Below are 25,208 nucleotides of genomic sequence, written 5' to 3'. Positions count from 1 at the left end.
CTTTATGGCAGGAGCTTGAGATAGGCTTTCTGCAGGCTTCCTTCCTGTACCAATGTGGAGATACCCGCCTTTTGCAGGATCTGATACATGGTCAGCTGGGAGGTCGCCTTGGCCAGGTTGGCGTCCTCGACCACGGACCTCGCGGACTCGAGGTTGGCATTTTCTGTTTGTGCATTCAAAGAGCTTTTCTGTATGCGAGTCTGAACCGCGCCCAGGGTACCGGATTGCTCGGTAAGGTACTGGATGGCTTGATCGATGGTCAGGATGCTGCGTTGCGCATTCTCCGCCGTCCCTACGTCGATGGTAGACAGGGCACCTTGTTCTACCCCGGTTGCCTGACTGGAATAGCCAAGGATGTGGGCATTGGTGATCGTATAGGATTGCGGCGAGGCGAACTGCACTACGCCCTGAATGAGTGCGGCTCCCGAGTTGCTGTTGATCGGGTTCCCCACGGGATAGCCGCTGACATTGAGTGCCTGCAATGAACCCGTACTGCCGGCTGTCAGACCAGCTTGGGCAGTAGTTGCTCCCCCGGCTATCACGATATTCTCCCCCTGCGATTGCGTCAGCACCAAACGCGCTACGCCATCGCGCATCACCGTCGACGCAGCGATGCCGGTCACTGCTGTCTTTTGGTTGATGGCGCCTACCAACTGACTGAAGTCGAGAGGATTGCCTCCCCCACCGCTGACCGTTGCCTGAATATTGACCTGATGAACAGGATTACTTTTGCTGCCATTACTCAATACAAAGCTGTAGGACCCAGAACTTACGGAAAACATCACGCTGGTATTGGCCTGGGCCTTGACTCCAGTTTGCCCCGCGACGGCATTGATCGATTGGGCAATGGATGCGGCAGATTCCGACGGGGAAGTAATGTTCACCTTCGCTGCCCCGATCCCACTGCGGATCTCGATGCTGGAAGGAGCGGGCACGAAATTTCCGTCTCCCTCACCGGCGCTGGAGTTGAGGAGGATGCCACCGGACGTGGCATAAGCACCACCGCGTCCCGACACGATCCCACCTGAAGCGGTCATCACCGCATTGGCAGTTGAGGCGTAAGCTTCTATGTATCCGGGCGCACCGGAGACGATTTGTACCGTCGCTCCGGATGCCGGGTATGGAACCACACTGACCACTTCGCCCGGTTGGTATAACGTCGGCGGAGCTACGAGCACTTGCCCACTCGTTATATATGTCCCACTGGTCGTCTCGCTAATCCCGGGATTGCTGCTGCCGTGGGGATAAATAACAGTACCGCTGACATAGTGGATAGTCGCACCGCTGGAAACCACATATTTGGTATTGTTATCGATGGGGTAAGTCTGATTGAGAAGGGTGGTAGCGCTGAGGAGAGCGCCGCTACCCTCATTCAGGCCCACGACTGTCTCTGGAGAAACTGTCGTGAGCGTACCTCCCGAGGCGATCAGGATCCCACCAGACAGCGTGGCGTAGCTTTTGTGTGCCCCGACACTGATGGTGAAGGCCTGGCCGACGGCAAAGCCCTGCTTGGCAATGGCACCGCTCAAGGTATAGGTCCCCGCACCGGAAGAGGGTTGCGCCGGATAATTCCCCATGGCCGCACTTCGGGTGTCGGCGATACTCACAGGAATGATCTGGTGGGCGTTAGGACCGACCTGGAAACTTTTCCCGGCAAAGGCTCCGGTCAAGAGGTCTTGTCCGTTGAACTGGGTTTGCCCGGCGATGGTGTTCAGTTGGGATAGCAATTGGCTGACGCTAGCTTGCAAGGCCTCTCGATCACTGGTGGTGTTACTGGCATTGGCGGCCTGGACAGCGATGCTACGGATCTGCTGTAGCATAGCGATCTGATTCGTCATGGCCCCCATGGCCGTTTGTGTGACCGAGCTGGCCTGATTGGCATTTTCGATGTTCTGCTGCAGGGCATCGATCTGCGTCGTCATTCGCTGAGAAATACTGTAACCCGCTGGGTTATCCTGCGGCCCATTGATCTGCTTGCCGGTGGATAATTGCGCAAGAGAAGTGTTGGTTCCTGAACGTAGCTTGCCCAGGCTGTCTATTGTCCGTAGAGCAGAAACGTCAGTGTTCACAATTCCAGCGATTGTCACCTCAATACCCCCCAAGTTCGTCAATTTTTCGGCAGCTACGGTGAGGTCTTGCCAGCGCGTGGCAAGAAAGTGCCGATTTCAGCGCCGGCAAGTCGTCTTCTGCTTGACAAAAGCAGGTTCCATGCCAGAGAAGATGGCTGCCGGTCGGCGGGGGAGGCTTTTCGGGGTGCGGGGATATTGTAGGTTACAGAGAGGTGGTGCCCAGGGGCGGAATCGAACCACCGACACGAGGATTTTCAGTCCCAAAAGTATTCAAATGCTAATCACCCGAGAAATCATCAGAATAATACACGTTTACTATCAACACATTACAATATACATATCCCGATGCCTACCAGATTATCCCTGTCTATAATTTTCTGATTGTCGCGCTAGTGTCGCGCAGATGGTGCGCGTTCAGTTTGCGTCATACACTATATGTTGTTCTAGATAGTATGCAGAAACACAACATGATCCAGATTATACTTGATCGAGCAAACAGACCGAAGTACAGTATGGGAGTGGTCAGTAGGGCTGGCCAATCTCATGAGCGTGGGGGTGATTTATGTTTAAGTCTGTTCAAAGCGTGAATTCTGTGTTGCGCGCGCCTAAGCGCCAGATCCGAGACTGGCTGTGGTGGTTGGTCTTGCTAGCTGTTATCGATGTGTTAACCGTCTGGATCATAACTCCGTTTGTCAATCTTCGGGCATGGCTGACCCCAGATGAAGCAGATGCCCTGGCGGCAGTGACCATGCTGCTTCTTGCAGGCGCCGTTACTGCCTTGGGAGCCTCCTGCTACCTAGGCATTTTTGCTGCCCTTGCGAAATGGTTGCACATCGAGAAAAAAGCGGTCGGCAAGGCTATAATTGCCGCTGCAGATGCACTAGATATCAGCAGTTCCCATGACGCCGCCAAATTCATCGGTCGATGCCGGTCCGCGATTCGCAGAGCAAGCACGCGCTCTCCATATACAGAACTCGGAGCGGTCGGGAATCTTAAAGCGGCTCTTGCCAATGCCCGGAGCGTTACTAAAGGGCATCGCGGCCAGGGTCGGCAGGCCGGAGCAGCCCCTGCGACACGCAGTAAGTCGGGAAGCAAATCGGCTGACGACGATGGTGCCGATGGAGATGGTGAACCGCCCCGACGACCGTCCCTATATACATACTCTGCATTTTCCGAACTTTTTGGGATAGCCCCCCAAACTCTCCGCAACAGGGTAAGTTCGGGCCAGTTTCCCGCCCCGGTCCAAACCGCCTTCGGGCCACGATTCACACAACAACACCTCGATTACGCGTTAAATCCTCCTAGACAGACCGACGATTCTCTTTCCAGGGAAAGAGGCCGCCCCCGGATTGCCCGGCGCCACGGGAAAGGGGGTGCCCAATGAGCGCCTCTAGTTTGGATCTCATTGATCAATTCCTCGCCACTCTTGCCGCTGCTGGCATTGAGCTTGCCCCAGGCCAGAGCATAACCCCAGACGGCACACTACACCGGGTGCGTCTAGCCAGTGACAAGCCGGGACAAAAGACAGGCTGGTATCGCCTGCACCTCGACAACCCGCCCGCTGGTGTTGGTGGAGACTGGCGAACCGGGGTAAAGGTGAACTGGTGCGCCAAGCGCCCGGAACGCCTCAGCCCAGCCGAGCGAGAAGCCCTGCGCCGCCGAATCAAGCGCGAACAGGCCGAGCGAGAGGCCGAGGAACGGGCACGGCACAGAGAAGCCGCCCAGCGTGGCGCGTGGGTTTGGAGTCATGCCGAGCCTGCCAGCCCTTCCCATGAGTACCTACAGCGCAAGCACCTTGCCCCCGGTATCGCCCGGCAGCGTGGGGCATCCTTGGTCTTGCCTGTGGTGGACTTTACTGGGCACCTGCGTGGGGTGCAATTCATTCAGAGGGACGGAACAAAGCGTTTCATTGGCGGCATGAAAAAGGCCGGCGCGTGGATACCTGCGGGCCCAAGGCCGGACGGCACCCGCCCGCTTTGGATTTGTGAGGGCTGGGGCACCGCCTGTGCTTTGCAGGCCATGAGGCCCGAAGTCTGCTGCATTGCTGGCCTCGACGCTGGGAACCTTGCAAGCGTTGCCATAGTAGCCCGCAACCTCTGGCCTGTGCTGGATATCGTGATCTGCCCGGATTTCGATAAGGTGGGCCGCCAAAAAGGCCAGGAAGCAGCCAAGAAAGCCCGTGCCCGTATCCTGCCCCCGCCCGCCGAGATTCCTGAGGGCGCAACGGATTGGCTGGACGTGCTGAACGCCAAGCGGCAGGGAGTGGCCCATGCTTGAAAGCGACTGGACGCAAAATGTCCCGCCTTACGGAGATGAGTGCCAACCCTGCCGCGAGTGCGTAGCTGAGCCCCTTGGTGTGGATGGCGGTTTTCCCGAACCGCAGCCACTGTTGGATCTGCCGCGCGTGGATGTAGCCGGTGTAATCGATATTCCTTCGCCGTCGCCAGATTTTGTCTGGGATGGCATGGTGCCCCGTGGTCACATCTGTCTGCTGTCTGGGCATGGCGGGAGCGGCAAGAGTACCCTCGCGCTGCAACTGGCCGTTGCGGTCGCAATGGGCTTGCCCCTCCTGGGAGTGCCGACAACGCGCGGCCGCGTGCTGGTTTTCTCTGGCGAGGACGCGGAGCCTTTGTTACGCCATCGATTGGCCACCCTCTGCCACGCTCTGGACGTGAACCCGCATATCCTGGCCGAGAGCCTGCTAGTGCTGGATGCCACGGAAAATCCAGCACTTGGCGAATCGGTTCGCGATAGGGAAACGGGTCGCGATTTTATCGCGCCGACCACCGTATATGGGCGACTGTGGGAAATCCTTACCGAGCACCGGCCCGTCTTAATCGTTGTGGACAATGCCAGCGATGTTTTCGAGGGCAACGAAAACGATCGGTCACAGGTCCGTGGTTTTGTGCGCTCCCTGGCGAAGATATGCCGACAAGTGGGCAGCCGCCCAGCGATCCTGCTGTTGACCCATACGCCCAAACAGGCCGTTAACGGTCGGGGGGAAAGCTACAGCGGAAGCACGGCTTGGCACAATTCCGCACGCGCGCGCCTATCGCTCACGCCCGCCAAGGATGACGACAGCCGCCTGACCCTGAGCCTCGACAAATTGAACATTGGCCCGCGAACTGCAGCGCCGCTGCATCTGGTACGCTCTCATGGCGGAGTGCTGGAGCTCGATGAGGACGCACACGACGCAGAGGACGCGCCCAGTGAGCCCCCGCCCAATACCCTGCTGCGCCTGCTGGCGGATTTCGTTAGACGGGGGGAGCGTGTCAGCCCGGAGCCCAAGGCCCACACCAACGCATGGGCCATGCTGCGAGAGGAAACGGGCTTCCCGCGCAAAAGGTACCGCAACGCCGGCGCCCTATTCACCGCCATGAGGCAACTGGAGCGGGACGGACTTATCGGCCGGGAAGACTACCGCGATGCCCACCGCAAGCCCAGAACAGCATGGGCTTTGACCGCCAAAGGATGGGAGGCCATCGGAGAAAGTGCGCCTTCTGCGCCCTCTGCGCCTTCATACGATGAGAGCACACCTGTCGCAGCCCCTTATGAGAGTGCGCCCTCTGCGCCCTCATATAGGGCAGGGGGTGTGGGGGATAGAGCGCGCACCCATGAAGGCGCACAAGGAGGCGTAACCAATGGGTAATAACTCCTCTTTCTCTTTGGTGGAATCATCCGGCGTGGGCTCGCCTGCCCGCGTCTCTTGTAGCTCCTGTGCCCACTTCCAACCCGACACCATCAACCCGCCGCAAGGGATGGGCCGCTGCACGCGCACGCTCTCCGGCTTGCCACCAAAGGGCGGATCTGGATATGGCGTCTGCTATCCCTTCAGCCTGCGCGTTTGCAAGCATTATGAACCCATTGAGGAGTGAGATGATGTCCGCAAGATCCTCTCATCTTGACGATGCTGATCGGTGGCTGCTCCAGCATGACCCACTGCTCTCCAAGGCTTCGCCAAACTCCCTGGCGAATCGTCGAATCCGTCAGTACCACCGGCAAGGTGGGGAATACCTCAACGATGTGGTAGTAGCGGAAGAGGAATGTTTACCGCTTTTGGAGGACGGACCCACCACCGATCGCCTAGTGCGCTTGGCTCCACCTGGCATCCGCAAGCTGGTGGCCTTACGCATGGAGTTCCCGAGCGCAAGCCAGGCAGAGTTGGGACGGATGCTTGGCTGTTCAAGGCAGGCAGTGCACAAAAAACGTCAAAAACTCATCGCTTACTTGCGTGCCATGGCGACACCCCCAGCGCCAACTACGCTCGGTTCGGGATCAGGCCCGGGAATACCTGTTTTTGTCCGACCCGGTGGGCAGCTTGCGTGGGATTTTGAAGAAGATAAGAAATGATCCAACCCAATAGCCTGCAAAAAAACCCGGCAAGGAGCCGGGCCACAAATATTACCTTATCATGCCATTTCAGGGCGCTGCGGGGGGCGCCTTGGTGAGCACGCACACATAGTCTGGCCCTGCCTGGTGACAATAGCGCTGACCATTGGTGTAACGCTGGATGGGTTCCGGTGTGATCCGGTCAGTAGCGTGCAGGTACACGTCGTTGGCAATCCAGCCGCCCATCATCAGCACCAGAATCACCGTCCCGCTGACTGCGTAAGACCAAGCGAGATCTGTCCGCACGGCCGCCTGAGCGGCTTTCTTCGCCTCTTCGGTGAAGGTGGCCAGTGCATCCTGTTTTGCACCCTGGATGTATTGTCCTATGGTATTGCTAGAAAGCTCAGCCAGCAGAGCTTTCTCGGCTTTTTCCAGCTTGAGGCTACCGTCAAGTAGGGCCTTTTCCAGCGTGCCTCTGCCTTTTTCCATCGATTGGTTGAGTAAGGGCTGCACCTCCGCATAAAAGTTTCGGGCGAATTTGCCACCCCCAGCCTCAAGTCGCGCTACAAACGCGTTAGACTGTCCTGCGATGCTAGTCGCCACTTCGTTGGCCGCCTGCCTAGCTCCTTGATAGATGACCTCGGGAATTTTGTCCACGTGGGCAGATAAATCGGTCGCTGCTTCCATGGATGCTGCCGCGGCCTGGTAGGAGAGCCTGGTCGCAAGCACCGCCCCCCACATCGGGTCCTCCGGGCCGATGCGAAAACGGGCTGACCAGTCGATGAACCCACTAAGATCGTTCGCATCGATGCCCTTTAAAGCCTGTACCGTGGGCTTGGAGCTTGGTGTTTCTTTTTCAGGTATGACGACCTTCATGATTCATGCCTCTTCAATCAAGGGAATGACGGATTGCTGCCAGGATTTGCGCAGCCAGTTCTTGATGATCTGTCGTTCGACGATGAACAACGGGCTTTCCGTTCCAGCCAGTGAGGCAAAGGATTGTCCCTGGTACTCCTTTACCTTGGCCCCGACCCGCGACGCCAACTCGGGGATTTCCCCGGTCAGACCGCCGGATGCGATCCACTCCTCCCGATACTGCGGAGCCGTGAACCAGTAGTAATCCCGGTCGAAATCAGATTCGTGACGGTTGACCACGGCCATTTTGCGGTCGGCCAGCTTGCATATTGCGGATTCGCTCGCGAGGGTCGCGCTGCTGGACTCCCGCCCGATCATCCACGCCACACAGACTTGCAATCCCAACTCTTGCGCTACGGGCGCGATAATCTCCGCATAAGCATCAATTGCCTTGTGAGAATTCGCAGGGAGGTTCATTACTACAAAATCACTCTGCAGGGTTTCCAGGTGACTAAATAGGGTAGCTATTGCATTTTCTGCATCCTTTCCGCTTTTATCCAAGTTCACCGACAAGATAGGAACGACATTTTCGTATCGTGCCTTGACATCGCCGATTTTTGTATCGCCCTCCACAATCGCAACGTTTCGTCCGGAGAATAAACCGAATTCCACGGCAAGCATGGAATAAATACTTTTTCCGACGCCGCCTTTGTCGCCATGACTAATCACTAGATGTTTCATTGAGATCTCCTGTATTACAATTTATCCAAATCAATGGAGAAGGACTTGTGCTGCTCTTTAGTCACTGCGGTTTTGTGATTCAAGGGCAGAGCCGCAGGCTTTTGGCTTTTGCCGGGCAATGGCTTCTGTTCCGTCCAAAGCCGTCCATCATTCACCCCTTTGCGTGCCCGCCGGACCGCATTACCGAAGCAAATCGGAGATCCAAAACTAGAATCAATGACCGCCTCGACTAGCACGCAAATATCCTTCCACGATTCACCGGCCCGATGTGCCGCCTCGATGGCTTCGAGGTAGGGAAGCACCTTTGCCGTGAGCGTTCGTGCCATAACATTCCCCTCCTGAAAGAGGCATCAGCGCCCTTTGCCTGATTTGTGCCTCTTGCTCATAGCTGACGGTATGTCAACCAAAAACACGTTTTCCTTTTTGATTGACACGGAACGACACGGGAATACCGCACGATAGGGATCTGAATACACGGTTTTCCGTGTAAAGCGTGCTTATTACGATGTAACAGCGTGTTTTTTACGCCCACCCTGCGGGTAGGCTTTTATCCGCACAAACGCACCCTGCCGGGCTGCTTCACTCGCTTTTGTGCTGCCGTACTCCGCAGCGCGAGGCTTCTTTCCCTCAGGAAGATCGACGGCTATGCTTAGCCAGTATCTTTTCGGCCCATCGAATGGAGTCCCGGATGCGCATCCTCCATACCGCCGATTGGCAAATTGGTCGCCGCTACCCCTTCTTTGAGGAGGCGGACGGGGCACTGTTGGCGGAGTCGCGGTTCACTATGGTAGAGCGTTTGCGAGATTTGGCCCGTGCGGAGTCCGTCGATCTCATGGTGGTCGCCGGTGATGTGTTCGATGCCCAGACGGTAGACGAGCGCAGCCTGCGCCGGGTTTTTCGGGCACTGGCGGATTTTTCCTGTCCATGTTGCCTCCTCCCCGGCAATCATGATGCGGCGCTGGCGGAGAGCGTCTGGACCCGGGCACAGCGTCTGAACCTCGTGCCGGAGACGGTCGCGCTCTTGCTGGTTCCCGAGCCCCGACACTTCCACGACTTGGGGGTATCCATCCTCCCCGCACCCCTCACCCAGCGCCACACCCTGCGCGATGCGACCGAAGATTTCGCTAGCATGGAGTCTCCGCCAGGATTTTTTCGGATCGGCGTTGCCCACGGTGCCGTGACCAGTGTGCTGGCGGACGGGGCGGATGCAAATAACCCCATCAACCCCAACTGTGTGGAGCAGGCGCACTTGGATTATCTGGCTTTGGGCGATTGGCACGGTACTCGGGAGATTAGCCCGCGCGCCTGGTATTCCGGAACCCCAGAGCCGGACCGCTTTACCAACAATCTGCGCGGGCAGGTGCTTATGGTGGAGATCGCTGCCCCCGGCGAGCTGCCGGTCGTCCGCCCGATAGCCGTGGCCCAGTACCGCTGGCAGGAATGGCGTCACGAGTTTCGTGTTGCGGAGGACGTGGAACGCTTGCAAGAGCGTCTGGCCCCTTTGGGTGCCCAGGATGTAATCCGCCTGCACCTTTCTGGAACCCTGGACCTGGCTGCTCAGCGTCGGCTTGACGAGGTCCTGGCCGAAGTCCGTGCCCGGCTGCGGGTATTGGACCTAGCGGATCCCCAGGTTCGGTTGCAGGCAAGCGATGCCGACATTGCCGAGTTGCGGGTAGATGGTTACCTCACGGAGGTGGTCCAAGAGTTGCGGCAGCGCAGTGCGCACCCCGAGGAGGGCGCTTTCGCCTCCGAAGCCCTGGGTATCCTGGCTACGCTGCTGCAGGAATCGGAGGGCACCCGCTGATGCAGATCGAGCGCCTAGAAATCTCAGAATTCCGCAAGTTCCGTGATCCGTTGGTCATTGATGGTCTACAACCGGGGATCAATCTCTTTGTCGGCCCCAACGAGGTGGGCAAAAGCACCATTCTACGTGCATTACGGGCGGCCTTTTTGGAGCGCCACCGAAGCAAGATCGATGATATCCTGCCCTGGAATGCAGGCTCCGCCAGCCCCGCCGTGCGGGTGCATTTCCGTTGGCAGGGCGAAGTCGGGTACTTGGAAAAATGCTTTCCCCCGCGGAAATCCTGCGTCCTGCGACTGGGCGACCAGAGTTGGGAGGGCGAGGCTGCGGAAGAGCGGCTGGCCGAGATCCTCGGTTTTACCCTCTCTGGTCGTGGCGCCATCCGCGACGAACTCCTGGGTATACCGGGGCTCTTGTGGGTGGAGCAGGGTAAGGGTCAGGAGATCTCAGATGCCGTACAGGCCTCGACGGAACACCTGCGTTCGGCCTTACCCGACGGCGTGCACGCCCTCACCAGTACCCAGGGGGATCGGGTGCATGAGGCAGTAGAAGCCGAAATAGCACTACTCGTGACCTCTACGGGTCGCCCTCGCGGCGACTATCTCACCCTCCAGAGCGATATCGGTGCGATCCGTGACCGTATCCAGGAGATCCGTGCGGCGATTCGCCAGTACGAAACACAGGTCGATACCCTCGCGCGTTTACAGACCGAGGATCGGGAGGCCCGTCGCCGCCTGCCCTGGCAAGCCCTGCGCCAACAGGCCGAGGCCTGTGCCGCCCAACTGCAACAAGCCCGGGAGGTGCAACAGCAGCAGGCGGTGCTGACCGGGGAGTTGCGCTTCTTGGAATCGCAACGGCAACAGCGGGACCGGGCACGGCATCGCCTGTCCAATATGCAGCAGACCCTTGCCGAGGTACACAAGGCAGCACAAGACTGCCGGACGGAAGCGCAGGAGCGCCAGGCTGAGATCGCTGCCTTACGGGAGGCCGAAGCCCGGGCGCGTGCGGAATTACAACAGGCCAAGGAGCTGGAGGTGCAGGCCCAGGAACAGCAGCGCCTTCTCCAGGAGCAACACGAGGCGGCACGCCTGCAGGAAACCGAACGACGCCAAGGTGAGCGGCTCGCCCAGGCCCGCGAGACGATGGACGCACTCCTACGCTTGCGAGCCTTTCTCGCAGAGCAGGTCCTGGATGAGAGCGGTTTGCGTGCCGTCCGGGAGACCGATCGTCAGCTGCATGAGGCGCAGGTTCGCCTGGACGCCTTATCCACCCGCCTTTCTTACCGATGGGCTACCGGTATCGCCGTCCAGATGGGCGATGGGGAGCTGAGTGGGGAAGGGCAGATCGTCGTTGCGGAGCGGGTCACCCTGCGTATTCCGAATGTGGGTGAAATGGAGATCGCTCCGGGCCAGCAGGATCTCGCCGAGGTCCTCGCTGAGCGCGATTCCGCGCAACACCGCCTGCGGCTCCATCTGGCCAATATATCCTGCGCGATACCGGCTGAGGCTGAGGGCCTCTGGGAGCGTATTCGTTCCCAGCGCGAAGAGGCCGCGCGTCTGGAGCAGAGAATTGGGGATCTCGCCCCCGAAGGCGTAGACGCATTGGAGCGGGAGATCCAGGAATGCCGTCAGCGACGGCAGGCCATTGCCGAGCGAAGCGCTCAGTCATCGGAACTGCCGGACCCTCTGCCCCATCCGGAGGAGGCCGCCCTCGCGCGTCAGGAGGCAGAAGCCCGGTGGGAATCGCAGCGACGGCTGCTGCAAGAGCGAGAGGGAGAGATCCTGCGTTTGGAAGAACGCCAACGGGGTCTCGAGCAACAACACGCGGCCATGTCGGCAGAGCTACAGGCTGCGGAAGCCGAGGTACGGGATCTGGACGCGCGATCGCCAGAGATCGACGCTCAGTACGACCGGAAAGTTCGTCTTCTGGGTGAGTTACGCTCCCAACTCGCCGCCTTCGATCCCGACCTCCTGCAGACGGATCGGGAGCGCTTCCTGCGCAGCGCCGACGCCCTGGAACAGGCCTTCCACGCGCGGCAAAACCAGATGGCGGCCCTTCACGCCACCCTGGAGGGCCAGGGGGCCCAAGGGTTGGAGAGCCACCTGGCCCAGCTCGAGGAGGACCTCGCGGCCAAGGAGCGTCGTTTCGCTGCCCTCGATCGGCGGCTGCGAGCGCTGATGCTCTTGCGCGAACTCTTGCTTGCGCAGCGTGAAGCGGTGCTACAGCGCCTACAGGCCCCCTTGCAGGCGCGCATCGATCACCTCCTACGCTTCTGGTCCCCCGGCGCCCGCTTGCGCTTGGGGGATGCGCTGGAGCCCAGCGAGGTGCAGCGCGCTAACGAGAACCTACCGGAACCCTTTACCGCGCTCAGTTTCGGTGCTCGGGAGCAGGTCGCGCTCCTGTTGCGTCTGGCTTATGCCGATGCGCTCAAGGAGGCAGGTCGACCGACCCTCATTCTTCTGGACGACGCGCTGAATCACTCAGACCGCGAACGCTTGTCCGCCATGAAACGGATGCTGGCCGACGCGGCGCGTCGCCACCAAATCTGGATCATGACCTGTCACCCCGAGGATTGGGAGGATATGGGGGTTCCGGCACGCTCTCTCATAGGATAGATTGTTGGAGAAATGGATTGCAGTGTTGTGCGTCAGGGATTCCATGGTCACGAGGACAAAATGATGGGGTGGGGCAAGTTACTGCTGCTCGCGGCAGGCGCCGAAGGGTAAGATGCGAGCATTGGGTGGCTGCCAGGAAAATGACCTTGACCGAAGCCGAACAGGAGTACCGGAATCTGGATCGATCATTTGGGCTGCAAAAGACTGGGAGCGGACGTTCGTTACCGATCGTCAGGTGGCAACTTCCGACCCACTGCTGCCAGTCAAGTATCGGTGACACCCTGTCCGCTCCAGCCTCGACAGCAGCCGATCAACGCCCGCGTAATAGGCGCGAGCTTGCGAGCGTCCTAATTGACGCGTTTGTTAGCTGCTTAGTCACCGAAACTTCTCCAGAAACTCTTGCAATGCCTTCTGGGGATCATCTTCTTTTGATGTGATCATATTTATACCCCACTGATCCAAGATTGCTTCTTGGATGGGATTTGGCCTATGAGTGAAAACATATGATCGAGGCTGGACACCGCCGCCATTGTTTGTTTTCCAGAGCTTGGCTAACTTATAAAACAGGAATCGCAAGTTTACATCCGTCAAGCTATACCCGATAAACAACACGGATTTACCAAGAACATCGGACCTAAGTTTTATATCCAAAGGCGTTTCGAATTCAAGCCTTTCGTAGTAGCTTGATTCATCCAATACGATTGTATCGTCGTTATCGAAGTCGCCATGAAACTTAATAACCTGCGTAACTCCATCTTTGATAAGGGGGATATCGGAGACACCAGCTATTTTAGTAAATCGCTTTTGATAAAGTTCAAACGACTTTTCAATCCATCGGTCGTAGTTAGTTGTGTAGATAATTGCATATTCTGGACCATCGTGGGCACCGATTCTGATGCATCGTGGGCGGTCATTCTGATCGATCGTGGGCACTGATTCTGGTGTGATCGTGGGCACTTTTGCGGGTTTTTCAGAATCAGTGCCCACGATTCCAGAATCTGTTCGGATTTACCCTCTGGCGAATTGAAATCTTTCTGGTCATTCATTGGCTTAGCAAGCATTCTTGGCTCTTTTACAGGAGATCGAGGATGCCTACACCGAGGATGACGATGAAAGCGATTTACGAAGTGCTCCGTTTACACGCCGCAGGGTTCAGCCAGCGGCAAATTGCCCGATCTTGTGGGCTCTCCAAGGGAGTCGTCGGGAAGTATTTACAGAAAGCCGAACAGGCAGGTATCTCTTGGCCTCTGCCAGAGGGGCAAGAAGTAGCCCTGGAAGCGGCATGGTTCTCCAGTCCCTCACGGCACACCGTCTCTGGCAAGGTGCAGCCGGATTTTGCCCGGATCCATGCCGAGCTGCGGCGCAAAGGCGTGACCCTGCAGTTGCTCTGGGAGGAATATTCCGCCGCGTACCCGCAAGAAGCGGTGTATCAGTATGCCCAGTTCTGCGTCCTGTACCGACGCTGGCGGGCGGGGCTCAAACGCAGCATGTGGCAAAACCACAAGGCTGGTGAGAAGCTGTTCATCGACTACGCTGGTCCCATCGTGCCGGTGGTTGATCCCCAGACCGGGGAGATCCGCCCGGCGCAGATCTTCGTCGCGGTGTTGGGTGCCTCCAACTACACCTATTGCGAGGCTACCTGGACCCAGAGTCTGCCGGATTTCCTCGGCGCGCATGTACGCGCCCTGGAGTTCTTTGGCGGGGCACCGCGTCTGTTCGTGCCAGATAATTTGAAGGCGGCGGTAACCAAGGCCTCGCGCTACGAGCCCGAAATCCATCGAAGTTATCAGGATCTCGCCCGGCATTATGCTGCGGTGGTACTGCCCACCCGCCCTTATAAACCGAAAGACAAGGCCAAGGTCGAGGTCGGGGTGCAAGTGGTGGAGCGCTGGATTCTGGCGCGCCTGCGCCACTTCCAGTTCTTCTCGCTAGCGGAACTGAATCAGACTCTCCACAGCCTACTGGAAGACCTGAACGGACGCCCCTTCAAACAGCTACCAGGCTGCCGCCGCAGCGCTTTTGCGGAGTTGGACGCTCCTGCCCTGCAGCCACTACCAGAACAGCCCTACGAGTATGCTGACTGGAAGTCCGCCAAAGTCAGTATCGATTACCATGTTGCCTACCAAGGACGCTTCTACTCCGTACCGCATCGCCTCGTCGGACAGCGGGTGGAGCTACGCATCAGCGCGCAAACCGTGGAGATCTTCCAGGGGCAACAGCGCGTCGCTTGCCATCTGCGTGAGGGCGTCCAGGCGCGCTACAGCACCTTGACCGAACACATGCCCAAGGCTCACCAGCGGCACCTGGAATGGAGTCCGGGGCGCCTGTTGCATTGGGGGCTCTCCATCGGTCCATCGACTCGGGACGTGGTGCGCTGGCAACTGGAGAACAAGCCCCATCCGGAGCAGGGATATCGCTCCTGTCTCGGCCTACTCCATCTCTGTCGCCGCTACGGGAAGGAGCGTCTGGAACACGCCTGTCACCGTGCTCTACGCCACGGCTCCCCCACGACCCGCAGTGTCCGCTCCATCCTGGAGCGGGGACTGGACCACAGCCCACACGATCCCGTTCCTGCCAAACCGTTACCGCAGCACGGCAATATCCGCGGCCCTCGCTACTATCACTAAACCGGAGTCTTCCCATGTCTTTGCAACCGACCATTCAGACCTTACAGCAACTCAACCTACACGCCATGGCAGAGGCCCTGGCCGAGCAGTCCACCTCGCCGCAACTGCAAGAACTTCCCTTCGTAGATCGCCTGGCACTGCTTCTCGACCGAGAACTCTGTGCGCGCGACAACCGCCGGCGAAAGCGCCTGTTGCAGCTGGCCAAACTCAAGGTACATGCCGCCGTCGAAGACCTCGATCATCGCGCCTCCCGTGGTCTGGACCGTACCAAAATGGCGGCCTTGATACAGTGTGACTGGATACGGCGAGGACAAAACCTGCTGATCACCGGTGCCACCGGTACCGGCAAGACCTGGATTGCCTGCGCCCTGGGGCACCAGGCCTGCCGTCAGGGCCTGAGTGTGCGCTACTTCCGTTTGCCGCGCTTACTGGAAGAGCTTCATATCCGTCACGGTGACGGCAGTTTCGGCCGCTTTCTCACGACTCTTGCCAAGGTGCACCTGTTGCTCCTGGACGATTGGGGCCTCGCCCCGATGAACAGCGAGGATGCCCGGGATCTGCTGGAAATCCTTGATGATCGCGTCGCCCAGCAGGCCACCCTAATCACCAGCCAATTGCCGGTCTCGCATTGGCATGAAATCCTCGGAGAACCCACCGTCGCCGATGCCGTCCTCGACCGTCTGCTGCACAGTGCCCACCGCCTGGAGCTCAAAGGCGAATCGATGCGCCGCCAACGGGTACAGACCGGCGATGGAGAGGCAGGATCATGAGTAAATTTACCGTTTACATGGTAAAGGTAAATGAAGAAATTTACACCGATGATCGGCCACCACGGCCGGGTGCTCATGACGCCACTGATTTGACCGATCGTGGGCACCTATGCCTAGAATTTACGTGACCAGAAAGTTCGCTGATTGGGGGTGCCCACGATCAGCAGAATCACCGCCCATGATCAACAGAATACGCAGATAATAGGAAACTTAGAGTTTGCAATTAACTTGTGGATCTCGGAGCCTGCAAGATCCACTTTTTCGGAGTGCCAGTTTGTATCCATCCAGCTCCTGAGAGGGCCGATACTTCCTTTTTTTACACGATAGTATTCGGCTAACGCCAAGCTTTCGCCAAAAGATTTATATATTTCTGGATCATATCCAAGCTCTTTCGCGATGTGATCAATTAACTCTGACCATGTTGGAAGCCCAAGATTCTTTGATACGCCAGCACCAACGAACAAAATTACATTTCTTTCTCGATAGGAGGAAATCAACTCATCCATTACAAGACCTCCTTCTGCAAGAATTCTCGAAACCGATCAAAGGCAATTTTTCTCATGGATACTTTATTCTTCTCCTCGCCAAGTTCTGCGAAGGTCTTGTCATAGCCTTTGGGTATAAAAACACAATCCCATTGAAAATCTCGATTACCTCTCGGTTCTTTAGAAATATTTCCTTCTACCTCGCCTTCAAATACATGGATTTTTTTAGAATCACAGAAGGCGATAACGGTTTTCGCTGTTAATTCAGTATTTTCAAGACTACCAAGTAATTTGGAAAAATTATCCGCCTTTAACTTATCCCAGAAAACTTGCGTCAGACCGCCAGGAAAACCTTGCAAGCTATTAATATAAAGCCCCGTGTGCTCTATAAAAACAGGCCGCCCTATCATATTAAAAGCCTTCAGAACCTTATCTCTGACTATATCCTGAATATCTTCGGTTTGAATCTCATGGATTTTTAAAGGTACATCGACGATCGAAACACCTATATCACCTAGAATCGCTTCAACCTCTCTCGCTTTATGAGGGTTTTTGGTTACAAATCTTATTTCCATTTTCTCGCTCGATATGCGACGGAGTGATGACGCCTTATTGAAACTATTTTATTTGGCTCTGCAGAACATCAGCCAGAAGTGGACCATGCCGATCCGGGATTGGAAAGCCGCCCTAAACCGCTTTATCATCCAGTTCGATGACCGGATGCCACAACGTTAAATGAACGCCGTTTACACAAAATTCAGGACACCCTCGTGCATCAATGCCTTAATGGCAACCGAACTTAGCAACCAGTACGCGACACAACTCAGCAAGAGCCCTACACATACCCCTATAACTACTGCACACAAGATCATGCCTTGGTGACGGATGCGTGTTTCCAGCAAATTGAAGGGCTCATCGAATCTATCAGCGGCTTCATTCAATTCTGATTTCAGTTGCAGCCTTTGTCGATTTACTTCTGTCTTAATCACATCCAGCGTATCGCCCTGGTTCCTGAGCAGCAATATCAGAAAAAGGCCGAATATGAAGGCCCCCGCCAACACAGCCGAATTGGCAACAAATACGGTGCCAACCACACCGGTCTTCTTCATTTGGGTCGCGACGACCACGGTAGCCACAGGAATGCCAAGCAGTTGCCCTTGAATGTCTGAAAGGACCTTGTGGATTCTCGATGTGTACTCGACCTTTAGCGCCTCGACTTCGTCTCGGACTTTCTCGTAGGAAAAGGCCGAAAGAAACACCGCGTGCTGGACTTTAACGTCAGACAACACGGAATCAAGATTACGCAAGATATTACGGAGCCTATCGTTCGCTCCAACCCCCCGAGCATGTCGGATCACGATTTTTGCAACCGCTTCTAGACGATGTTTCCTGTGGAGTGTATCAGTGCAGAAGTTAACGAATGCTGCGGCACTTTCAGGCGTCACGGTCGTGAGGTCATCCCGTGAAATATCAATGGGCAGTTCAACAAGACCTGCGCTATCCGCGAAGAACAATGATCCTTTCTCTTTATCAACCACTGTGGCTGCATCGGACATCTGCGCCAAAGCTTGCTGCAAGGCATTCAACCCCTCAACTTCGGCAGGTAGTTCAGGGTCTTCCGAAAAACAGTTTTCTTCGACGAAGAAAAAATCACCGATCGGTTTAAGAAGCCGCGTACCTTTTCCTAGAAATGAAGCAAGGCTGGTGTAGATCGGCAAGCCAGTACGCTGAAATAGACGAATACGTATCGTGGCTCCAACTTGAACGTCTCGAACCTCTGAAAGAATCGACAGGCCTATTTCAGTTGCGCGCTTATCGTCCTCTACGCCCAACAAAAATGTGCGCATAGACTCGTCTTCGATAACTAGGTCGCCTTCCATCACGCCGTCCCCTATCCAATTGGAGTTGGCGATAGAACGGTAAATTTTGACTAGTCGCGAGAGATCGTTCACGGCTCAGGAAAATCGTTCATAAAACGTTGAATGACCTCGTCAGGGACATTCTTTATCAGCATTTCCTTGGTTTCAACGTTCAGACTTATGTTGCCTTCGGTAACAGCTTCTCGATCGAACTTCACCTGCCAATGCGGACCTTTCCCCTCAAAGCGTACAAGCCCCCTCAGGGCAGCCTTGTGAGGCACAAAGCCGTCCGATATTCCATTATCCGAATCGGTCAAAGGGTCACGTAGCGCGCCCGGATTGTCAGGCCATGCACGGTTACAGAGAGAATCGATGCTCAGGGGGGTATCAGTTCTTGCACACTCGTCCAGGTATTGAAAAATCTGAAGCCGTACAGCTTCCCGTTGCTCGTCAGTTGCATCGAGACCACTCACCGCATTGCGGACGATTTCTACCAGACGATTCGTTTCCCGGCGGATAGCCTGCGGGTGGGTGCATCCAAGGAATCGTTGAAAATAGTCCGAGACATCGCCTGACGCACCTTTTAGGAAACTGACATAGCGGTCTTCGCCATTCAGCCAGCGCGTAACATCAACCCGCCCAGCGAAACGCATGCTATTGAGATCAAGGTGTACGCTATCGACAAGATTCAGGTTGTCGTCGATCGCAGCACTCACTTTGTCGGTGAGTATCGTGACGATGAACCACCGCGACGCGCCATTGGTTACATGCATCATCAGCACACTGCCGCCAGTGGCCAAACTTGAACTGGCCTCATTGGCTTTCGCCAGCAGAGTATTCATTAGCGCACGACTGGTTGCGACAAAATCGACCGCATTCTCCTCGAAGTGCCTACGCAAGTTAGTTGCTGTGGGATAGTTTTGCTCGTCCGCCTCGAAGTCCCCATGCGATTTCCCTGATCGTTTCTGATACGCGGTATGAATCTCCTCGATTAGTCGACTTAAAGCGCCAGATTGCGGAAGAACAGAATCCCGTAACTGCAAGGTGCCTTCGGCATGTTTCTCCTTAATAACCTTATGGGCGATTGCAGCAGTAGCAGTCAGTTCCATCCTGCGTCCTCCTCACTTGTAAGTAGCGTAAGTGCCTAATAATACTCCCTTCAGGTGTAGATGGGAACGTCCGCTATCGCTGCATACCTGCCGATGAAGCTCACCGTGGAACTGCTTCCCTAACCTTATTGGCTCATGCCAAGGTTTTGGAAGCGTGCTGTATGCCACCATGAAACAATTGATTCCGGTGTTCATAGATTCATCCGTGCTTATCCGGTTAGCTCCCAATGGTACATTCTGTTGGGTTCCCGCAGCATCGTGACCACAAGTTGTGGTATGCGAGGCGCCCATTTGGGAGACAACCGGATAAGCACGGATGAATCTTTATTGGCCGCAAGCACAAGCTTCGGCCGACGAGCCTATTCCGAGACCGGTAAGCATGAGCAACCGTGTGATTTCAACCGACTCGCTGGTTGCAGATTGGTTGGCGGTCCAGCGCTCACGGACACTTCGTGATCCCTTCGTTTGCGTTTGCTCGTGGGCTTGTTACCAGCCCACGCCCTTGTCGTGAGCTGGACTGCGTTTGGGCCTCTGATTGGCGATCGGGATGTTACGCTCCTTTTCTTTTCCCACGGTTTCGCACCGGCCTTTCTCCTTTGTATGTGCCTGTGCGATCCGGGATGCTACGTTCGCAAAGGCCTGCTGCCTGGCGGCTTGAGCTGTACCGCGTATCGCCGCTTCACGGGCGGATTCCTGCACAATATATTTCCCCCAGCTCTCTGCGAGCTTGTTCTTATTGTCAGTGATGATTTCCAGATGATGCTTTTCCCGGCTGAGCGCGACATACCCGAGATTCGCCCCGGCCTTGGACCCTTCGGCAATGACAATGGCTCGATCCACCGTGGCACCTTGCGAGGCGTGTACCGTTCTGCAGTATCCGTAATCTATGACCTCACTGGCCTGGAGTGGCACCGATGTCCCGTTATTCAAGAGGGCAAACGCCTTACCGTCACGAATCTCAATCACCGCATCATCCCCATTCCGCAGATCGATATCGCGGCTCTTGTCATTCTTTCGGAACATCACCTGGTCGCCGTCCCGTAGCTCTAGTTGCCGCGTATTGTACAATTGCAACTTGGTGGAAGGCGTGAGGTTCACGGGTTCTTTTTCATCACCGTGTAGCGGCACGACTTGCAACTTTCCCTTTTCGGTGCCCACGATCCGCCAGTGCGTGCCTCGAGCACCGATACCTTTCTCCTCCCTGCACAGATCTACCACCTGGCCAGGTTGGTAGAATGCGGCTTGGCCTTGGTGGGCTGTACTCAGGCTGGCCTTGTCCAAGGCCGTAATCGTGACAGATTCGCAGCCGAGGTCTCCACGTTCAATGAGGCCCTGCCGGATTTGGGTATTGGTGGCCTGCCTAGTGCCGTTGGTGGCAGCGAGAACCAGCGTTTGCGAGCGGTCTTCGGGGGACAGCCGCAGGTAGGACTCCGTTGCCGCCCTGGCCAGGATCTCTTGTTTGATGGCTTTATCGAGTTTCTTTTGATCGGGTTCAGGATCAGGCAGGGAAATTTCCCGCATATACGGATCGGCGAGCCGCAGTCCTTTCTCTGCATCGCCGTTGGCGAAGGCCTCGGCAACGGCCAGTAGTGCCTTGTCCTTCTGCCGATTGATTTTGCTGATGCTGGCCTGCCGGAATCCGTTACACTGTAACAATTGTTCGAAGGGGTTGCCGGCCTGCACGGCCTGTAATTGCAGGGGGTCGCCAACGGCCAGAGTCCGCGCCCCGTCTTGTTCTGCACGCCGGTAGAGTCGCAGCAGGTCTCGGCGAGATATCATGCCCGCCTCATCCATAACGTAGAGGATCTTGCCGGGGGCTTCTGTCGGCTTGCTGCGGAGAAAGGATTCCAAGGTCTGGGTTGCGCAGCCTGCCGATTGCAGCTCTGCCGCCGCCTTGGCCGAGGGGGCAAGTCCGATGACCTCGTATCCAGCCTGTCGGAACTGTTCCACGATGACGGCCATGCTGGTGGTTTTTCCTGCCCCCGCCGCGCCTACAATGCCCTGATGCTGCTCCCTGCCGGTCAAGGCCATGTGAATCGCTTCAACCTGTCCATCGGAATAGTTCCAGCCCTGCGCCTTCTGTCTCTGCTCCAGCAGTGCCGACACCGATTCCGGGGAGTGGAGGGCTTCGGTCTTACCTTGGGTGGCAATGGTCTGGATCGCTAACTCTTCCTGCACGGCGTGTTGAGTCGTGTGCATCTGGCGCAACTTGCCGGTTCCATCTCGATCTACCTGCCCAGCATCCAACAGTTCGGCGCTTGCCTGCAGGGAAGCGTCGATGGCCCTGATGGAAATGCCCTCTGCCATACCCTGCCGTAGCGCCTCGGCGCGGATGGCCGATACCGAAAACACCGTATCTTGCTCGCTGCAATGTTCGAGTGCCACTTGCACGGCCCGCACTGCCGCTTCAGGCTCTTGCTCTTGCTCTTGCTCTTGCTCTTGCTCTTGCTCTTGCTCTTGCTCTTTGGCTTTGCGTTTTTTGCTTCTTTCGAGTATCTCGTGCACCGGTACCTGGGTCTCGCGCAAACGTTGGCGCCACTCCCAGCGTTGCTCCGACTGGCTTAACTGATGCTTGTCTGCCCGCGTGGCAGACCAAGCTGCGTCTCTTTGTGCCACAGTGGCGTTCTCGATGCCGCCCTTGTCGGATAGGTCGGTCTGGATTTGCCCCCGTCGCCGGCTGAATGCCGCGATCTGGTCGCGAGTAATGCCCGCCACTTCGAAACCGGTGGCGCCTTGCTCCAGTTCATAGCCATGCGCTACGGCCAGTCGGGCCATGGTGGATAGGTAGATGGCGTCGGTCTCTTTCTGGAGTTCGCAATCGACACCCTGGTCGTTGTTTATGCTGGTCCATTGCCCATCGGAGCGGCGCATGGCATTGATGACCGTCACATGGCTATGCAAATCCATATCCACCAGGCCGTCGACCGGGCGGGCATCTTCGTGGCGATGCACGGCGGCGATGATGTCCCCGTCGTACTCTGACACCATGCCGCCTTTGCCAAGGCGGGCAAAGATCATGCGTTTCTGCATATAAGATACGGCCGCTTTGACGCCTTCATCGTGCCACACTTTCCAGCGCTCATCCTCGCAGGCCATCATCGACACCGACTTGGGCGCACTGATGACGTAGCCGTCTCCCATGCGACGATTTTGATGTCTGCCGGCCAGATGGGTGCCATTCGGTAACCTGCCTTCCAGGAGATCTTTGAACTGGTCAGTGTCGACTGGTCCCGACAGACCGAGCGCTTCCGCGCCACGGCCCACCCAGAAGGAAGGTGCTCCGCTGCCCTCGCTGTAATAGCCAACCGTCTGTTTTGCCAACTCGCCAGCGTGTTCATTGCGCAGATAGTTCGCCAACCCCGCTGCTCCGCCGCGACTCTTGATAGGTTTGACCCGAATCATTGTCCACCCCCAACCATCCGATGTTTCCCATGGATAGCTGGCGCGGTGTCAACAAGAATCGGGCATGTTGGGCATATTGACTGTTGCTGCTCCCATTGAACTGCTAGACTTTCCGACAAAGTCAAAGGAGCCCGAGCATTGCGAGAAATGGTGCTGACAGAGGCAGATACCTGCCGTGAATTCGTCACCCCCCGTTTGGTCGAGGCCGGCTGGGGATCAGCCCCATACGCGATCGGTGAGCAGCGCAGCTTCACCAATGGCCGCATCATCGTGGCGGGCGGCAAGGTCCGCCGTGGCAAACAGAAGCGCGCCGACTATCTGCTGTACTACCGTCGGGACTATCCCTTGGCAGTGGTCGAAGCCAAGGAAGTTGGGCTGCCCGCAGAAACCGGCGTACAGCAGGCACGCGAGTATGCGGAAATCCTTGGCCTCAAGTTTGCCTACGCGACCAACGGCCACTGCATCATCGAAATCGATTACATCTCCGGCACGGAGCGTGAGGTGGATCGCTACGCCACACCAGATGAACTGTTCGCGCGGCTGTCGGCCGCCACGCAGTTACCACAGGACGCGTCCTCCTATCTGCTCGAGCCATTCAACCTCGTTTCAGGCAAAGTGCCGCGCTATTACCAACAGATCGCGATTCATCGCGTCATTGAAGCCATTCTCTTGGGACAAAAGCGCATCCTTGCCACGCTGGCCACCGGCACCGGCAAGACTTGTGTGGCCTTCCAGATCTGCTGGAAATTGTGGAACAGCCGCTGGAACCGTACCGGCGAGCATCGTCGTCCCAAGATCCTGTTCCTGGCCGACCGCAACATTCTGGTCGATGACCCGATGGCCAAGATGTTCGCGCCCTTTGGTGACGCGCGGCACAAGATCGCTGGCAGTGACATCAGCCAGAGCCGGGATATGTACTTCGGCATTTATCAGGCGCTGACCACCTCGAGCACGGATGTGTTTCGCCAATATCGACCGGATTTTTTTGACCTGATCATTATCGACGAATGCCATCGTGGCTCCAGCCGGGAGGAGAGCGCCTGGCGTGCGATACTGGATTATTTCCAACCTGCCGTGCAGTTTGGCATGACCGCCACACCACTGCGCGAGGAATCCCGCGACAGCTACGAATACTTCGGTAACCCGGTCTATACCTATAGCTTGCGCCAAGGCATCGAAGACGGCTTCTTGGCGCCGTATCGTGTCCACCGCGTTATCACCACCGTGGATGCCGCAGGCTGGCGGCCCAGCAAGGACGAGTTGGACCGCTATGGTCGCGAAGTGCCGGACGACGAATATCAGACCAAGGATTTTGAACGCATCGTTGCGCTGCGGTCACGCACCCGAGCCATGGCGCGACACCTAACCGACCTCCTAAAAGGCACCGATCGCCTCGCCAAGACACTGGTGTTTTGCGTCGATCAAGAACACGCCGCCGAGATGCGCCAAGAATTACTTAACCTCAACAGCGATCTGATCCAGCAGTACCCCGACTATGTCTGTCGGGTCACCGCCGATGAAGGGGCCATTGGCATCACTCATCTGTCGCATTTCCAGGACGTGGACAAACCCACGCCGGTCATCCTGACCACTTCCCAGCTGCTGACCACCGGAGTTGATGCCGAAATGGTCAAAAACGTAGTGCTGGCACGAGTTGTAGGTTCCCGCGCCGAATTCAAGCAGATCATCGGGCGTGGCACGCGGTTGAATGTGGACTACGGCAAAGAATACTTCAATATCATCGACTTTACTGGCACCGCTACGCGCCACTTTGCGGACGCGGATTTCGATGGTGATCCAGCCCGCATCGAGGAGGTAACCGTTGATGAGTTTGGCGACGTCGTCTCCACCATCGCAGACGAAATTACTACCGTGGAGGATGCCGAAGGCGATTACGCAGTCGAGTCGGAACATGACGATGACTCCCGCGGCAAAGTCGAAATCATCACGGAGCCGCCGGAAGAGCCCCGCAAGTTTTACATCGACGGGGGCGAGGTCGAAGTGATCGGCCACCTGATTTACGACCTTGATACCGACGGCAAGAAGCTGCAGGTGGTCAAATATACCGAATATTCTGGCCGCGCCGTGCGTACCCTCTACCCGACGCGCGATGCGCTACAATCGGCATGGGTCAGTCCCGACACCCGCGCCGAGGTACTGCGCGAACTGACCGAACGCGGCATCAGCTTCGAAGAACTGGCTGCCAGCAGTGAGCAGCCCGATGTCGACCCGTTCGACCTGCTGTGCCATCTGGGCTGGAATGCGCCGCTGCTGACCCGCCGTCAACGCGCGGAAGCCGCCAAGCGTCAGGCTCAAGACCTGTTCGCCCAACACGGCGATACCGCCCGCGAAATTCTGTCGCTGTTGCTCGACCGTTATGTCGAGCGCGGCATTTTGCAATTCAACGCGCTGTCCGAGCTGATGAAGGTGAAACCCTTCGACCGTTACGGCAGTCCTTCCGAAATCGCCACCCGCCACTTCGGCGGCGTGCGTGGCATGAAAGACGCTGTATCCCGGTTGCAGACGGCGCTGTACCAATAACGAGA

Annotated in this window: 18 protein-coding genes and 1 pseudogene; 9 read left to right on the top strand and 10 right to left on the bottom strand. The window is 57.0% G+C overall.

The window, feature by feature from the left end; translation table 11 throughout:
• Positions 1 to 2 precede the first annotated feature (2 nt).
• Positions 3 to 2,069 (bottom strand): flagellin N-terminal helical domain-containing protein, encoded by a 2,067-nt coding sequence (locus ACQAYK_RS12520; protein WP_215872193.1) that lies wholly within the window; start codon positions 2,067 to 2,069, stop codon positions 3 to 5.
• A gap of 1,380 nt (positions 2,070 to 3,449) precedes the next feature.
• Between ACQAYK_RS12520 and ACQAYK_RS12515 the strand changes: the two genes are divergently transcribed.
• The 3 genes from ACQAYK_RS12515 (at position 3,450) to ACQAYK_RS12505 (ending at position 6,419) form a co-directional block, all read left to right on the top strand.
• Positions 3,450 to 4,346, top strand: coding sequence for a toprim domain-containing protein (locus ACQAYK_RS12515; protein WP_483166616.1), 897 nt, complete (start codon positions 3,450 to 3,452; stop codon positions 4,344 to 4,346).
• Positions 4,339 to 5,718 (top strand): AAA family ATPase, encoded by a 1,380-nt coding sequence (locus tag ACQAYK_RS12510; protein ID WP_483166617.1) that lies wholly within the window; start codon positions 4,339 to 4,341, stop codon positions 5,716 to 5,718. The genes ACQAYK_RS12515 and ACQAYK_RS12510 overlap by 8 nt, the downstream gene beginning before the upstream one ends.
• Positions 5,719 to 5,945: 227 nt before the next feature.
• Positions 5,946 to 6,419, top strand: coding sequence for an AsnC family protein (locus ACQAYK_RS12505; RefSeq protein WP_483166618.1), 474 nt, complete (start codon positions 5,946 to 5,948; stop codon positions 6,417 to 6,419).
• Positions 6,420 to 6,488: 69 nt separating this feature from the next.
• Here the strand turns inward: ACQAYK_RS12505 and ACQAYK_RS12500 are convergent, their stop codons facing one another.
• Genes ACQAYK_RS12500 through ACQAYK_RS12490 form a run of 3 tightly spaced genes read right to left on the bottom strand, consistent with a single transcriptional unit; the run spans position 6,489 to position 8,320 of the window.
• On the bottom strand, positions 6,489 to 7,274 hold the full coding sequence (locus tag ACQAYK_RS12500) for a hypothetical protein (protein ID WP_483167664.1): 786 nt from the start codon (positions 7,272 to 7,274) through the stop codon (positions 6,489 to 6,491).
• Positions 7,275 to 7,277: 3 nt separating this feature from the next.
• Entirely contained in the window at positions 7,278 to 7,994 is a 717-nt protein-coding gene (locus ACQAYK_RS12495; protein WP_483166620.1) for a hypothetical protein, read from the bottom strand.
• Positions 7,995 to 8,008: 14 nt separating this feature from the next.
• Complete coding sequence (locus ACQAYK_RS12490) at positions 8,009 to 8,320, bottom strand: hypothetical protein (RefSeq protein ID WP_483166621.1); 312 nt, start codon at positions 8,318 to 8,320, stop codon at positions 8,009 to 8,011.
• A 362-nt stretch (positions 8,321 to 8,682) separates the two neighbouring features.
• On the opposite strand from ACQAYK_RS12490, the gene ACQAYK_RS12485 reads away from it, so the two are divergent.
• Together ACQAYK_RS12485 and ACQAYK_RS12480 are read left to right on the top strand one after the other, a co-directional pair.
• On the top strand, positions 8,683 to 9,798 hold the full coding sequence (locus tag ACQAYK_RS12485; protein ID WP_483166622.1) for a metallophosphoesterase family protein: 1,116 nt from the start codon (positions 8,683 to 8,685) through the stop codon (positions 9,796 to 9,798).
• A complete protein-coding gene (locus ACQAYK_RS12480; protein ID WP_483167663.1) occupies positions 9,798 to 12,410 on the top strand; it encodes an ATP-binding protein in 2,613 nt (870 codons plus the stop codon). The genes ACQAYK_RS12485 and ACQAYK_RS12480 overlap by 1 nt, the downstream gene beginning before the upstream one ends.
• A gap of 375 nt (positions 12,411 to 12,785) precedes the next feature.
• On the opposite strand, the gene ACQAYK_RS12475 is transcribed toward ACQAYK_RS12480, so the two are convergent.
• Entirely contained in the window at positions 12,786 to 13,397 is a 612-nt protein-coding gene (locus ACQAYK_RS12475) for an SIR2 family protein (RefSeq protein WP_483167662.1), read from the bottom strand.
• A gap of 101 nt (positions 13,398 to 13,498) precedes the next feature.
• Here ACQAYK_RS12475 and istA point away from each other — a divergent pair, with 101 nt between their 5' ends.
• Positions 13,499 to 15,037 carry an IS21 family transposase gene (istA, locus tag ACQAYK_RS12470; protein ID WP_483165846.1) on the top strand — a complete coding sequence of 513 codons (1,539 nt, stop codon included), beginning with the start codon at positions 13,499 to 13,501 and terminating at the stop codon, positions 15,035 to 15,037.
• A gap of 14 nt (positions 15,038 to 15,051) precedes the next feature.
• Complete coding sequence (gene istB / locus ACQAYK_RS12465; protein ID WP_483167356.1) at positions 15,052 to 15,807, top strand: IS21-like element helper ATPase IstB; 756 nt, start codon at positions 15,052 to 15,054, stop codon at positions 15,805 to 15,807.
• 182 nt (positions 15,808 to 15,989) lie between these two features.
• Here the strand turns inward: istB and ACQAYK_RS12460 are convergent, their stop codons facing one another.
• Both ACQAYK_RS12460 and ACQAYK_RS12455 read right to left on the bottom strand, forming a co-directional pair.
• Positions 15,990 to 16,313, bottom strand: a complete 324-nt coding sequence (locus tag ACQAYK_RS12460) for an SIR2 family protein (RefSeq protein ID WP_483167661.1) — start codon at positions 16,311 to 16,313, stop codon at positions 15,990 to 15,992.
• A complete protein-coding gene (locus ACQAYK_RS12455) occupies positions 16,313 to 16,867 on the bottom strand; it encodes a non-canonical purine NTP pyrophosphatase (protein WP_483167660.1) in 555 nt (184 codons plus the stop codon). Before ACQAYK_RS12455 ends, ACQAYK_RS12460 begins: the two co-directional genes overlap by 1 nt.
• Here ACQAYK_RS12455 and ACQAYK_RS12450 point away from each other — a divergent pair.
• Positions 16,851 to 17,027, top strand: a pseudogene (locus ACQAYK_RS12450) (IS256 family transposase); the annotation flags it as partial. The gene ACQAYK_RS12455 and the pseudogene ACQAYK_RS12450 overlap by 17 nt on opposite strands.
• A gap of 11 nt (positions 17,028 to 17,038) precedes the next feature.
• On the opposite strand, the gene ACQAYK_RS12445 reads toward ACQAYK_RS12450, so the two are convergent.
• The 3 genes from ACQAYK_RS12445 to mobF form a co-directional block, all read right to left on the bottom strand.
• Positions 17,039 to 18,175, bottom strand: coding sequence for a hypothetical protein (locus ACQAYK_RS12445; RefSeq protein WP_483167659.1), 1,137 nt, complete (start codon positions 18,173 to 18,175; stop codon positions 17,039 to 17,041).
• 65 nt (positions 18,176 to 18,240) lie between these two features.
• Complete coding sequence (locus tag ACQAYK_RS12440; protein ID WP_483167658.1) at positions 18,241 to 19,260, bottom strand: nucleoid-associated protein; 1,020 nt, start codon at positions 19,258 to 19,260, stop codon at positions 18,241 to 18,243.
• A 486-nt stretch (positions 19,261 to 19,746) separates the two neighbouring features.
• Positions 19,747 to 22,662 (bottom strand): MobF family relaxase, encoded by a 2,916-nt coding sequence (gene mobF / locus ACQAYK_RS12435; protein WP_483167657.1) that lies wholly within the window; start codon positions 22,660 to 22,662, stop codon positions 19,747 to 19,749.
• A 147-nt stretch (positions 22,663 to 22,809) separates the two neighbouring features.
• On the opposite strand from mobF, the gene hsdR reads away from it, so the two are divergent.
• Positions 22,810 to 25,203 (top strand): EcoAI/FtnUII family type I restriction enzme subunit R, encoded by a 2,394-nt coding sequence (gene hsdR / locus ACQAYK_RS12430; protein WP_483168031.1) that lies wholly within the window; start codon positions 22,810 to 22,812, stop codon positions 25,201 to 25,203.
• The last annotated feature ends 5 nt before the right edge of the window (positions 25,204 to 25,208 follow it).

The sequence above is a fragment of the Acidithiobacillus sp. AC3 genome (assembly GCF_050261095.1).
Classification (GTDB): Bacteria; Pseudomonadota; Gammaproteobacteria; order Acidithiobacillales; family Acidithiobacillaceae; genus Igneacidithiobacillus; species Igneacidithiobacillus copahuensis.
The sequence above is the reverse complement of the archived record's forward strand: the minus strand, read 5'-3'. Positions and strand labels throughout refer to the sequence as shown.